General features: G+C 34.2%; 12 protein-coding genes. All 12 read right to left on the reverse strand.

Features of this window, described 5'->3' with window-relative positions; translation table 11 throughout:
- The 12 genes from AC1RP4_RS06580 to mutS all read right to left on the reverse strand — a co-directional run bounded on the left by AC1RP4_RS06580 (position 1) and on the right by mutS (position 14515).
- Entirely contained in the window at positions 1-954 is a 954-nt protein-coding gene (locus tag AC1RP4_RS06580; protein WP_481761837.1) for a DHH family phosphoesterase, read from the reverse strand.
- Positions 955-969: 15 nt separating this feature from the next.
- Positions 970-1650 (reverse strand): metal-dependent hydrolase, encoded by a 681-nt coding sequence (locus AC1RP4_RS06585; protein ID WP_481761838.1) that lies wholly within the window; start codon positions 1648-1650, stop codon positions 970-972.
- Positions 1651-1707: 57 nt separating this feature from the next.
- The gene (gene dinB / locus AC1RP4_RS06590) at positions 1708-2850 is read right to left on the reverse strand and encodes a DNA polymerase IV (protein ID WP_481761839.1); all 1143 of its coding nucleotides are present in this window, start codon (positions 2848-2850) and stop codon (positions 1708-1710) included.
- 137 nt (positions 2851-2987) lie between these two features.
- On the reverse strand, positions 2988-3698 hold the full coding sequence (locus tag AC1RP4_RS06595; protein WP_481761840.1) for a B3/B4 domain-containing protein: 711 nt from the start codon (positions 3696-3698) through the stop codon (positions 2988-2990).
- A 147-nt stretch (positions 3699-3845) separates the two neighbouring features.
- Positions 3846-5333, reverse strand: a complete 1488-nt coding sequence (gene zwf / locus AC1RP4_RS06600) for a glucose-6-phosphate dehydrogenase (protein WP_481761841.1) — start codon at positions 5331-5333, stop codon at positions 3846-3848.
- A 164-nt stretch (positions 5334-5497) separates the two neighbouring features.
- Complete coding sequence (gene yajC / locus AC1RP4_RS06605; RefSeq protein ID WP_409021441.1) at positions 5498-5860, reverse strand: preprotein translocase subunit YajC; 363 nt, start codon at positions 5858-5860, stop codon at positions 5498-5500.
- An 83-nt stretch (positions 5861-5943) separates the two neighbouring features.
- Positions 5944-7089, reverse strand: a complete 1146-nt coding sequence (gene tgt, locus AC1RP4_RS06610) for a tRNA guanosine(34) transglycosylase Tgt (protein WP_481761842.1) — start codon at positions 7087-7089, stop codon at positions 5944-5946.
- Between the two features lie 15 nt (positions 7090-7104).
- A complete protein-coding gene (gene queA / locus AC1RP4_RS06615) occupies positions 7105-8145 on the reverse strand; it encodes a tRNA preQ1(34) S-adenosylmethionine ribosyltransferase-isomerase QueA (RefSeq protein WP_481761843.1) in 1041 nt (346 codons plus the stop codon).
- Between the two features lie 17 nt (positions 8146-8162).
- The gene (gene ruvB, locus AC1RP4_RS06620; protein ID WP_409021443.1) at positions 8163-9179 is read right to left on the reverse strand and encodes a Holliday junction branch migration DNA helicase RuvB; all 1017 of its coding nucleotides are present in this window, start codon (positions 9177-9179) and stop codon (positions 8163-8165) included.
- A 15-nt stretch (positions 9180-9194) separates the two neighbouring features.
- Positions 9195-9809 carry a Holliday junction branch migration protein RuvA gene (gene ruvA / locus AC1RP4_RS06625; protein ID WP_481761844.1) on the reverse strand — a complete coding sequence of 205 codons (615 nt, stop codon included), beginning with the start codon at positions 9807-9809 and terminating at the stop codon, positions 9195-9197.
- Between the two features lie 136 nt (positions 9810-9945).
- A complete protein-coding gene (gene mutL / locus AC1RP4_RS06630; protein ID WP_481761845.1) occupies positions 9946-11919 on the reverse strand; it encodes a DNA mismatch repair endonuclease MutL in 1974 nt (657 codons plus the stop codon).
- Positions 11920-11935: 16 nt separating this feature from the next.
- Positions 11936-14515: a DNA mismatch repair protein MutS gene (gene mutS / locus AC1RP4_RS06635; RefSeq protein WP_481761846.1), complete on the reverse strand. Its 2580-nt coding sequence runs from the start codon at positions 14513-14515 to the stop codon at positions 11936-11938.
- Positions 14516-14539 lie beyond the last annotated feature (24 nt).

Raw genomic sequence — 14539 nt, forward strand, 5'->3', positions numbered from 1 at the left:
TTATTCTCCCGTATATGTCTTAGCTAAATCATCAAGTGATTTAACTATTTCTTCGTACTCTGCTTGGTCTTTAGCTCTTGCACCACTGGCCATGGGATGTCCACCACCATCATGCTCTTTTGCTAACTGATTGATTACAGGACCTTTTGATCGTAATCGAACGCGATAGCTACCATCCTTTTGCTGCACAAAAATTGCCCAACATTGAACTTCAATAATTTTACCTGGTAAAGGTACAATTTGAGATGAACCAGCATCGCCCAACTCTATTGAATCTAGATAGTCATGTGTCAATATGACATATGCTGCTTTATGTTCTGTAATAACTAAATTATCATATACATATCCTGATAACTTAGCGACACCTGCGGTAATATTGTCCATTTTTTGGTTTATTTTAGTAGTTGAAAAATGATAAGTCATTAATTCAGCAACCACTTGCATCGTATGTGCAGTTGTTGCTGAATACATGAATCGACCTGTATCGCCAACAATTCCGGCGTATAACATCCTAGCCGCATCATCAGTAACTACAAGTTCTCCACCAACGCCATCAACTAAATCCATAACTAATTCAGAACTACTTGATGCATTTGTTTTCACCCAAACTAAATCACCATAAACGTCTTCATTGGGATGATGATCCAATTTAATTAGGTAGGCACCACTTGTATATCGATCATCTTCAACTCTTGGACGATTAGCCGTATCAATCACGATGACGAGTGCATTATTATACGTCTCATCAGAAATTTCATCTTGGTCACTAATCCATACTAATCCAGCTGAGGGCGCACCAACTTGATAAACCTTTTTGTCAGGAAAACTAGCACGAATAATTGCTGCTAACCCCGATTGAGATCCAATTGCATCAGGGTCTGGACTTTGATGACGATGAATAATAATCGTATCAAATTGTTTAATTTTTTTTAAAATTTCTAACTCAATTTTCACTTAAATGACTCCTTCTTAGAACTCAAATGGAATATCAATCTCGGGAATAATCCCCACACCATCATTCAATAATTGAACAAATTCAACTGGATTTTGTTCAATTTTGGTAAACGTATTGTAATGAATTGGAACAACCTTTTTTGCCTGTACAAATTCAGCTGCAATTGCAGCATCTTCTAAACCCATTGTATAAGTATCACCAATCGGTAAAAATGCTAAATCAACAGGTTCCATATGATTAACTAACTTCATATCTGAAAATAAAGCCGTATCTCCTGCATGATACAAGACTTTCCCATCAATATGCAATTCAAACCCTGCAGCTACACCTAATGTTCTCGCTGTACCATCAATTACCAAGGCAGCAGTATGCCACGCGGGAATAAGTTTTACTGAACCGAAAGGTAATTTAAGCTGACCACCAAAATTTAAAGGCTCAACAATTAAACCCTCATCTTCAAAATAATTAGCTAGTTCATTGATTGTAACGACTTTAGCCCCTGATTTTTTTGCTAACTCAATTGTATCACCCACATGATCGTAGTGTGCATGCGTCACTAAAATATAATCTGGATTTAATTCGTCAATAGTCGTTTTAACTAACGGATTATCTTTAATGAATGGATCAATTAAGATCGTCAACTTATCGTCAGTAACAATTTGAATACTAGATTGTCCAAGCCATGTAATTTTCATGTTTAGTCTTCTTTCGTTTCCAAAGTTGCTCTTAAGTATAACGGTTATTGAGGCCAATTACAAAGGCTGTTTTGTGTCTTTTTTCCCAAATAATGGTAGTTTCATATTTTCAAAACCAATTGGTGCTAAATTTGTCATCGTTAATCCAAGTAACCTAATTCCCTTTTCTGCACCCAATATATCGTCAAAAATCTGTCGTCCATAAAAATAAATAGTTGCTGCATCATTACGAATAAATTCTTCCAATGTTAATCTTTTTGTTAGCGTCGTAAAATCCTGATAGCGAACTTTAATGACTAACGTTTTCCCATGTTTTTGTTGTTTACTCAACGTTTCTGAAACTAAATGTGCAATATACCTAAGTTGTGTTTCAACTTCATCCGTTGTCATCAATAACTTCCCGTATGTTCGCTCGCTACCAATCGATTTTCTCTCTCTTTGCCACTCGACTGGACGATCATCAACACCTCGTACTCGTTTATATAAGAAGTACCCTAATTTACCAAATTGTTGAATTAATTCAACTTCAGATTTTTCTAATAATTCTTTTCCAGTAAGGATACCTTGATTAATCATTTTTGGTTCTGTTTTTTTTCCAACGCCTCTAAATTTACCAATTGGCAATTCAGATAAAAAAGGAATGACATCTTCTGGCAGAATTAATGTCATTCCAGCTGGTTTATTGTAATCGGACGCTAGTTTTGCTAAAAATTTATTATAAGAAACACCCGTTGAACAGGTTAAATGTAATTTTTGATAGATTTCTCTTTGAATCATGTGCGCTGCTTGAATAGCACTTTTAATTTCTTTTTTATTCTGTGTAATATCAAGATAGGCTTCATCAAATGCAATTGGCTCAATCATTTCTGTATATTCATGAAATATTTCATGAAGCTGTCTTGAAACTTCTTTATATAGTGTGAAATCAGGCGATTTAAAAATAGCTTTAGGACAAATTTCATAAGCTTCTTGGGCTGCCATAGCAGAATGGATACCTAATTTTCTTGCCTCATAATTTGCTGTAGCAACAACACCACGACCACCATTTTTTCTAGGATCCTGGGCAATAACTAATGGTTGTCCAATAAATTCAGGATGTTCACGCTCTTCAATTGACGCATAAAAAGCATCCATATCGACATGGATAATTTTTCTTTTTAATAAATTATCGTCTATTGTAATACCATTTAATTCAGCCATTAGTCCCACATCCTTTTCATGCAATTTTACACGAACGCACGTTCCTTTTCAAATTAATTGCTCTTTATTGTCCATTAAGATATAAAAATACCTCATTATCGTTAAACTTATGTTTAACAATTATGAGGTACTTCATATTATTCACCTATAACAGAATTATCCTTATTTAATTTAAAAATTTTACCTTCTACATTAAGATTATCTTTAATAGACTTTTGTAATTGTAACATTGCCTCATCAATAATTTCATTCTGTTCTTTATTGACAGATTCCATTACCATAACAGCATTTTTTGTATCATCTGTTAACATTGTTCTTTTACCATCTCGCCAATTTAAGCATCTGCAAACTGCTCCATCATCATCATAATATAAAACTTCACCAAGCAGAGCTGGTTCATTTTTATCATCACCTAAAGGATAAAAAGCTTCTCCACCTTTAGCAACACCTAAATGAAGATCTCCTTTGATAGCATCTGTATCTTCACCACCAACAGGTACACCATACTCTAATGAAATACTATTGTACAGGTCAACAAGCGGATTTATTGAACCCACACCTTTACCCTGATCAACTCGTTTAAGTAAAGCTTCAATTGATGAACGAGCACCTTTTTTCTTCTTAAAATTTTGGTATGCTTCACGCCAATTAGCCACGACTAAATTGTCTTTGAATGATTCATTTGTTAAATATTTTTGAGCTTTATCCCCAGCTTGTTCAAGCATGTTATCATAAAAATCGGTTTGATTTTCTTTAGGATGATTATCTATATCTTTTAAAAGCATAATATTAATTTGTGCATCTGGAAAGATGTTCCAAAAATCTTCATCTATAATAATTTTATTCATCATTACTCTCCTTATAAATTTATACTTTTATAATCGCTTTCGTACTATAATACTTCTGATATTTTGTCTATTAAAATAATATTTCCCTAAATAATTAAAATTATCATGCAAGAGTTACTTCAATTAATACCGAAGGATTAACGTTTTTTACTTTTTAGGATCGTATATCCAGTAATTACCATCATCCGTTAATAATTTATCTGAAGCCGTTGGACCCATCGATCCACTTAAATAGTTAGGGAATAACGTTTTATCATCATTATCGTTATGCCATGTCTCTAAAATCACATCGGCTACATTCCATGCCTTAGCAACTTCATTCCAATGAGCAAAATTAATTGCATTTCCATCTAACGCATCCAAAATTAACTTTTCGTATGCTTCTGGTGTTTTAGCTTTTGTTTCAGGTGAATTAACATAATCTAAATTCGTTTTATTCGTGTTAAAGCCTTGCCCAATTTCTTTAGTATTAATCGTCAATCTAAATCGTTCATCAGGTTCAACTGTAATTGTTAATACATCTTTACCTAAATGTTCATGTTCAGCACTTGTTCCAAAAATATTTTTTTCAACATTTTTAAAAACAATATTGATTTCAGTATTTTTCTCGACAAGACGTTTACCACTGCGAACATAAACTGGCACACCAGCCCAACGATCATTGTCAATCATTAAACGACCAGCAATAAATGTTTCAATCATTGAATCAGGTGAAATCTGTTTTTCCTCACGATAAGCCTTTTCGGTTCCTGCCTCATTTGCACCATATTGTCCACGAACAAAGTTTTTATTAACTTCATCAGGTTTTAAGATACGGATTGCTTTTAAAGCCTTTAATTTTTCTTTACGAATTTCTGATGCAACAAATTCTTTTGGCATGTCCATTGTTAATAATGAAACAACTTGCATAATGTGATTTTGGAACATATCACGCATAGCGCCACTCGTTTCATAGTACCCGCCACGTTCTTCAACACCTAATGACTCACTCAACGTTAATTGAATATTATCTATATACTTATTATTCCACAATGTTTGCGTAATAATATTACCAAAACGAATTGCTGGAATATTTTGAATCATTTCCTTACCTAGGTAATGATCAATTCTAAATATTTGATCTTCATCAAAAGTATTTGTAATTTCATCATTTAACTTTTTAGCACTTTCAAAATTGCGTCCAAAAGGTTTTTCAATAATTAAACGGTTGAATCCATTTTTAGTTACTAACTTTTGTGACCCTAAATGAGTCGCAATCGTACCAAAAAATTGAGGTGACATTGCTAAGTAGAACATACGGTTACCTTCAATTTGGTATTTTTCATCAAGTTTATCTGCTAATTTTTTTAAAGTTATATAATGTGCAACATCAGTCACATCATGTGATTGATAATAAAAATGTGATACGAAATCAGCAATTTTATTAGCATCATCGCTAACATTAACTAAAGATTCAGTAACAACGTTTTGATAAAAATCATCTGTCCAAGGACGTCTTGCAGTCCCAATTACAGCAAAGTTGGCATCTAAAAATCCTTTTTCAAATAGTTTGAAAAGAGATGGATACAATTTTCGCTTTGCTAAATCTCCGGTTCCACCAAAGATAATAAATAAGGCCTTTTGTTGAGTTTCCATTATTCCACACCACTCTCATTTTTGAGGTTTCAGTCCTCTTTATTAGTAAAATCAATAGTATAAGTTTACATTTTATTAGTAAAATAAACAAGAAAGTTGGTCTTAAACTAGACAATAAAAAAAGTATTAACTCTGATTAGCACAAAGTTAATACTTGAAAATAATTATTTTTCGTCAGAAGAGAATTTATCTTCTTCAGTTTTTGTTTCAATAACTGCATCAGTAGTTGTTTCTTCCTTAACTGCAGCTGCAGGTTCTACTTTAACTGCGGCAGGAAGGACACGTGCGATTGCTGAGCGTTCAAATGTTAAGAAAATACCGTCACAATCAAGTGTAACAGTTTTTGCCTCTTCATCAAAACTATCAATAACGCCGTGTAAACGACCAATAGTTACTACTGCATCCCCAGGTTTTAATTGGTTCATCATATCTTGTTGTTTTTGTTGTTGTTTTTTTTGTGGACGAATCATCATGAAATACATCAAGACGAATAAAGCCACAATCATTAAAATACTACTATATTGCATTAATAAGTCACCTCTATTTCTTTTTTCTTACTACACAAGGGTATCAAACTTATTGACTGAACACCACAGTTATTCAAAAAAATTTAAAAATTCTTAGGATTTTTATCATAAAATCCATATTGTTCAAAAAATGCTTCACGAAATTCTAATAAGTTGTCATCCATAATAGCTTGACGAACATCAGCCATTAAATGTGTTAAAAAATACAAATTATGATAACTAGTTAAACGAATACCAAATGTTTCATCTGCTTTAATCAGATGACGTAAATAAGCACGCGTATAATTCTTACATGTATAACAATCACAGTTTTCATCTAATGGTCTAAAGTCTCGTTCATATTTCGCATTTTTTACAACAACACGGCCCATTGAAGTCATTGTTGTCCCATTTCTAGCAATACGTGTTGGTAACACGCAATCAAACATATCAATTCCACGTAACACCCCATCAATCAAGGCGTCAGCTGAACCAACACCCATTAGATACCGTGGCTTGTCTTCTGGTAACAATGGCGTTGTGAAATCTAAAACGCGGTTCATTTCAGCTTTTGATTCCCCTACCGATAACCCACCTATTGAATAACCAGGAAAGTCCATTGAAACTAAATCACGCGCACTTCGTTCTCTCAAATTTCGATGACCGCCACCTTGAACAATTCCAAATAAAGCCTGTTCTTTCGGATTCAAATGAGCTTCAAGTCCTCTTTCAGCCCAGCGGCTTGTCCGATCAACTGATTTGCTAATATAGTCATAACTTTCAGAAAATGGTGGACATTCATCAAAACTCATCATAATATCCGCACCTAAAGCATTTTCTATGTGGATCGCTTTTTCTGGTGATAAGAATAATTTTTCTCCATTTAGATGACTTCTAAATTTGACGCCTTCCTCAGTAATATCACGCATCTTTGCTAATGAAAATACTTGAAAGCCACCCGAATCAGTCAAAATACCTTTATCCCAATTCATAAATTTATGTAACCCACCAGCTTCTTGTACGACATCTTCACCGGGGCGTAACCATAAATGATAGGTGTTTGATAAGATAATATTAGCACCAAGTTCGTCTAATTCTTCAGGTGCCATTGATTTAACAGATGCTAGTGTACCTACGGGCATAAACATTGGCGTTGGGAAAGTTCCGTGAGGTGTAATAATTTCACCAAGTCTGGCACCTGTCCGTTTGTCTTTTTTGATTAACCGATACTTAATTGCGGGCTCTACCATTATTAATTCTCCATCCTATTTAATATACATTGCATCGCCGAAGCTAAAGAATCGATATTTAGAATCAACTGCATGTTTATATGCGTTTAAAATATTTTCTCTTCCTGTAAATGCTGCAACCAACATTACTAATGTTGATTTTGGTAAATGAAAATTAGTTATAAATCCTTCAACAACCTTAAATTCATATCCTGGTTTAATGAAAATTTCCGTCCAACCACTGTCAGCTTGAATAGCGCCCTTAAATTTTGAGCCAATTGTTTCAAGTGTCCGAATTGTAGTTGTTCCTGTCGCAATAATTTTACCACCTGATTTACGAACATCATTTAATTGTTGAGCTGCATCCTCAGTTAAACGATAAAATTCACTATGCATTTTATGGTCTGCAATATTCGTTTCACTAACAGGTCTAAATGTCCCTAATCCAACATGTAGCGTTAAATAAACAAGATGAACACCTTTAGCTTCAATCTTTTCTAATAATTCATTTGTAAAATGTAAACCAGCTGTAGGTGCTGCTGCCGATCCAACTTCCTTTGAATAAACCGTTTGGTACATTTCTTGATCTTCAAGCGTTTCTTTAATATAAGGAGGTAGCGGCATTTCGCCAAGTTCATTCAGAATTTCCATAAATATACCCTCATATTCAAAACGAATCATGCGGCCACCATGTTCTAGCTCTTCAATGATCGTTGCCGTTAAGCGGCCATCACCAAAACTAATCACAGAACCAACCTTCATTTTTTTAGCAGGTTTTACTAATGTTTCCCAGTTATCACCATCAGTATTGTTCAATAGCAACACTTCGATGTGGCCACCAGTATCAGGTCTAATTCCATGAATTCTAGCAGGCATCACCCGCGAATCGTTCATTACAAGAGCGTCCCCAGCATTTAATTGGTCAATTACATTATAGAAATAATCATCCTTGATTTTACCTGTCTCATGATCCAAGATTAACATCCGAGATGCATCACGTTCTTCTAAGGGTGTTTGCGCAATTAATTCTTGAGGCAATTCATAATCGAAATCTTCAGTACTTAGTTGTTTAGTCAAAATATCGTCATCCTTCTCTATTTATTCTCGTTAAAGTCATAAGGTCGATTCAAATGTTCATAAGCTTCCATTGTTGCAACTCGCCCTCTTGGTGTGCGTTTTATAAAGCCAATTTGCATTAAATAAGGTTCAACCATTTCAGCAATGGTCTCTGTTTCTTCCCCTATATTGGCTGCTAACGTACTCAAACCAACTGGACCACCTTGATAGAAATCAATCATAGTCTCTAAAAGTTTGCGATCTGTCTCATCTAATCCACGGTTATCCACGGCAAGTAGATTTAACGCATGATCAGCCGTTGCTTGGTTAATTTCACTTTGGTCAGAAACTTCTGCAAAATCACGAACTCTTTTTAATAGGCGATTCGCAATTCGTGGTGTTCCACGTGAGCGTCGAGCTAACTCATGAGCGCCACTTTCTTCAATTTTTGTATTGAAAATATCTGCTGATCGAATGACAATTTCTTGCAAATCAGATTGATTATAATAGGCCATATGTTCAACAATCCCAAATCGATCTCGTAACGGTGCTGATAGAAGGCCCGCCCGTGTTGTTGCACCAATCAATGTGAATGGAGGTAGTGGAAAATGAACGGGATGTGCTGTTGGGCCTTGGCCAACAACAATATCTACAAAAAAATCTTCCATAGCTGAATACAACATTTCTTCAACCATCTTGGGTAAACGATGAATTTCATCAATAAATAAGACATCCCCAGGTTGTAATTCATTTAAAAGTGCCACAAGATCTCCAGATTTTTCAATTGCTGGTCCACTAGTTGTTTTAATTTGCACTTGCATTTCATTTGCAATAACCATTGCAAGTGTTGTTTTACCTAACCCAGGTGGCCCATACAACAATACATGATCAAGTGCCTCTTCACGTTGTCTAGCAGCTTGGATATACACACTTAATTCATTTTTAACCTTATCTTGACCAATGTATTGTGATAAAAATTGGGGACGAAGTGACTTTTCAATGGATTCTTCCTGATTATCTTCCGGTTCATTCGAAATAATCCGTTGTTCTGTCATTTTATCAACCTCCTTTTATTTTTTCATTAATAATTTTAAGCCTTCTCGTAGATAAGCATCCGTTGAGTCTGCTTCGAATGATTCTAGATTCTTACTAATAGCCTTAATCTCACGTTGAGAATATCCTAAAGCAGATAAAGCTTCAAGACTTTCTTTCATAAATGGTGATGCTTGTGCCGGAATGAAATCAAGCGATTGTTGTCCTGGCATTGTGGTTGCTTGACCTTCAATATCATCTAATTTACCTTTTAAATCAAGCACGATTTGTTGTGCTGTTTTTTTACCAACACCTGGAAATTTAATTAAATAACTAACATCTTCTGTATTAATCGCATTAACTAAACCACGATGATCATCATTGGCTAAAATAGCAAGCGCACTCTTAGGACCGATTCCTGAAACATTCAATAATTTTTCAAATAATTTTTTTTCATCTAAATCGTAAAAACCAAATAACGTCATATCATTTTCACGAATAGCCTGATAAACAAAAATTTTAACAACTTTTTTTGAATCTTCTTGGTACCTAAATGGGTTAGCAACAAAAATTTGATAGCCTATTCCATTAACTTCTAAAACAAGATAAAAAGGTGTTACAGCCGTTATTTGGCCCATAAAATACTCATACATATTATTTTCCCACTTTTCCTAATCTACATGAATCTGCTTTTAATAGTGTACCATAGACCACTTATTTATACAGTTATCGCTTTTCTTACAAAAAAATCAATTATCACCAAATATTTGGCAACAATTGATTCTTAGCCTAACCTTCGTGACCGGTTTGATGTGAATCTTGAATTCGTTTAAAGAAATGTTCCATGTCTTGATTAGAAAAATGAACTAAAACTGGTCGTCCATGTGGACAATTAAATGGATTTTCAACATTTTTTAGCTCACTTATCAATGCCTTAGCTTGTCGATCATCAAGGTGGTGATTTGCTTTGATTGCCCTCTTGCAACTCATCATAATCGCCGCTTTTTCTCTAAATTCAGCAATCACTATTTTCCCATCTGTGAGTAAGTAATCAATCATTTCTCGAATCGTACTTTCTTCTTGCCCTTCTTTAAACCAGGTTGGATGCTGTCTAATAATGAAACTATTTTGTCCAAATGGTTCAAGGATGAGTCCGATTTTTTCCAATATATCGGTATGTTCAGTAATAATTATAGCTTCACTTACTGTATATTCTAGAACAATCGGTACCAATAGATTTTGCAAGTCACTAGAAACGTCACCAATTTGCTTACGATAAAACTCATAATTAATACGTTCTTGTGCAGCATGTTGGTCTAATATATATAACCCGTCTTCCGATTCTGTAAATAAATAGGTTCCATGCATTTGGCCAATATATTTTAAATCAGGAAACCTTTGTTCACTCTTTTTCGTGGTAGCTATTTCTTCATCATTCTCTTTCTGTACATCGCCTGTTTCATCCGGCGTAACAATAGAAAATGGTGCCACATTAATTTCATTAGCATATTGTGTCTCAAATGTGCTAACTCGTTTCGAATCCAATTGTTCAGCAACTTGAATTGAGATTGGTTCAATATTCCTTGATAAATGATTTAAATTTTCGCCAATTGTAATCTTAGGTTCACCACTTGTTACTGCATCCGTTTGTACTGATGAGAATTTAGGCTTAGCTTGATATTTACTTGAGGCTTCATTCAAATCAAATTGTAATTGATCCGTATCTATTTTTTCACGTTTCTTAGAACTTAAATTCTCTAATGCTTCCGGAATTAAATTTTCTTCAGCAATACGTTCATAGATAATCTTTTTTATAAGTTCAGTTAATTCTGGTTCTTTACTCAATCTTACTTCCTGCTTAGTTGGATGAACATTCACATCAACTAGCATGGGATCTAATTGAATATTCAAAATTGTAATCGGATAGCGTCCAACCATTAATTTTGATCCATATCCTTTAATGATTGCTTTATTTAAATTAACATTTTTAACGTAACGTCCATTAATTAAAATAGATATAAACTGTCGGCCAGCACGCGTTAATTCTGGCAGTGATGTATAACCGCTAATCTTAAAATCTAAATCATGACCCTTAAATTCAAGCATTTGGCGTGCACTTTTGACCCCATAGATAGCTGAAATAGTTTGTTTCAGTTGGCCGTTTCCAGTTGTTTTCAAGACTTCTTTACCATCATGTGTTAAAGAAAATGAAATATTTGTATGGCTCATTGCTAATCGGTTCATCATGTCGCTAATAATTGACATTTCAGTTTGCAAAGACTTTACATATTTTAAACGTGCAGGCGTATTGTAAAATAAGTCAGAGACTGTTATTTCTGTTCCTTTACGACTAGCAGATGATTTTTCATCTACTATCTCACCACCGTTAACAGCAATAACAGCCCCAGGTTGCCCTTCAATAGCTGTATTCAAAGTCACTTTAGCAACTGATGCAATACTTGGTAAAGCTTCGCCACGAAATCCTAGCGTACTGATTTTAAATAAATCTTCTCTTGAAGTAATCTTACTTGTGGCATGACGTTTAAAAGCATTCTGCAGTTGGGATGCCTCAATGCCATCTCCATTATCAATGACTTGAATTAATTTAAGCCCAGCTTCCTCAACGACTACATCAACTTGTGTGCCATGCGCATCAATCGCATTTTCAACTAATTCTTTTACAACAGATGCAGGTCTTTCAACTACTTCACCAGCAGCTATTTGATCCGCTAAAATTGTGGGCAGTTCAATTATTTTTGTCATTCATTCACCTTCAGTTCTATCCGTTCAATTTTTCTTGCCAGTCATATAAGACGTTCATAATATCTCTTGGCGTCATGTTCATCAAGTTAAGTGCTTTAAGTTCATCCACAACTGCTAACTGGTCCTTTGACAAGTTTTCGTTAACAAATAAAGATAACTGCGTATCATCTTCATTGATGGTTGTTGGTAATTCTTTTTTACTATCTGATTGTTTATTTTTTAGCTCTAAATCATCTAAAATTAATGTTGCACGGCTTAACAATTCTGCTGGCATTCCCGCCAATTTAGCAACATGAATCCCATAAGATTTATCTGCAGGTCCTTCTTGAATTTTATGTAAGAAAATTAATTCACCATTTTCTTCAATAGCACCTACATGGACATTTTTTAAAGAACTAACGGTTTCTTCAAGTATCGTTAATTCGTGATAATGTGTCGAAAAAAGTGTTTTGGCATGTACATGTTTATCCACATACTCGATAATCGCTTGTGCGAGTGCCATACCATCATAAGTTGCCGTTCCCCTACCAAGTTCATCAAATAAGATTAAACTATTCTCAGTCGCATTTTCTAAGGCTTGATTAGCTTCTTTCATTTCAACCATAAACGTACTTTGACCTGAAATTAAATCATCTGCTGCACCAATCCGAGTAAATATTTGGTCAAATATTGGCATTTTAGCCGCCTCTGCAGGTACGAAACAACCGATTTGAGCCATCACAACCGTTAATGCTAATTGACGCATATACGTACTTTTACCTGACATATTAGGTCCTGTAATCAATAAAATATCAAGTGTTTCAGGCATTCTAACATCATTTGGTATATAGCTTTGTTTTCCCATCACTTTTTCAACTACAGGATGCCAACCAGCTGTGATATCCAATTGATGACCTTCTTTTAATAATTGTGGTTTTACAAAATGTGAGTCTTCACTAACAACCGCGAAACTTTGTAAGACGTCTAACGTGGCAATTCCTTGAGCTAATATCTGTAATCGTTCAATTGATTTTTTAACAATATCTCTAATTTCGACAAACAATTTATATTCTAAATCCATCGCTTTACTCTCAGCACCTAAAATAATACTTTCACGTTCTTTCAGTTCAGGTGTGATATAACGTTCAGCATTAGTCAACGTCTGTTTTCGTTCATAACGGTCTTTTGGAACATTAATAATATTAGATTTTGTCACTTCGATAAAATAACCAAAAACACGGTTAAATCCAATTTTAAGATTTTTAATCCCCGTTAGATTTCTTTCTTTGGCTTCCATTTCAGCTAACCATTGTTTACCATTTTTCATTGCATCTTGATAAATATCTAATTTATCATTATACCCCGGTTTAAATAGGTGACCATCAGTCACTGATAAAGGTGGTTCATCAACAATGGCACGTTCTATTAAATTAGAAATATCATCGACTGGATCTAATTTATTGATAACATCAGAAAAAGTACCATCGTCAATTTCGTCTAAAACATATTTAATTTTAGGAACTTGTTTAAGCGATAATTTAAGTTGAACTAAATCTCGCCCATTTACGCTACCAAAAGCGACACGTCCTGCCAATCTTTCTAAATCATAAACTTTAACTAACTCTTCTTGTAACGTACTTCTTTCAAAATAATGGTTAATCAATAAATCAACCTTATTTTGACGGTCTAAAATTTCAGCATAGTTAATAAGCGGTCTATCAATCCACTGTTTAAGTAAACGACCACCCATAGCTGTTTTTGTGTCATCTAATAACCACAATAAAGTACCTTGCTTCTTGCCCGTTCGAATATTTTGCATTAATTCTAAATTATATTTTGAATAATGATCCATTTTCAAGAAAAAATCAGGCTCATAATGAACTGCTTTTTGTAAATGATCTAAACTTCGTTTTTGCGTAACTGAAAGATACGTTAACAAGTCAGTTACAACCGAGATTTCTAGTGAATCTGTTAAATCTTGAATCGCATAACTTGATTCAGCATGATTTTCAACAATTTCTTGTTTAGAAAGCATAATATTTAATTTTTCTAATGTTTCGATTGTTTCATCAGACAAACTATCATTAATCACAATTTCTTTAGTTCTCAAACTCATTATTTCATTAATTAAATTATCTAAATTATCTAAGCGACTCGTTTTTAATTCACCTGTTGATAAATCAACATAAGCAAATCCAAAACTATTGTTGTCTTCTATAATAGCTGTTAAATAATTATTTTCTTTAGACTCCTTCGCACCGTTATCCATCGTTGTTCCTGGTGTTACTAGCTGAATAACTTCACGTTTAACCATACCTTGAGCTAATTTAGGATCTTCAACTTGTTCACATATTGCGACTTTGTATCCTTTTTCAACTAAAATATCGATATAATTTTGAGCAGCATGATGCGGTACGCCACACATTGGAATAGGATCATCAGCTTTTTTATTACGTGTTGTTAACGTTAATTCGAGTAATTGCGACCCTTTAACAGCATCATCATAAAATAGTTCATAAAAATCACCAAGACGATAAAACAAAAAAGCATCAGGATACTGTGCTTTAATGTCAAAATATTGTATCATCATTGGCGTTAGTTTTGTTTTTTGCGGCATAGTCGAGATGCCCTCCTATCTCTA

Source organism: Dellaglioa sp. CoH-56-MRSF-10 (assembly GCF_056782175.1).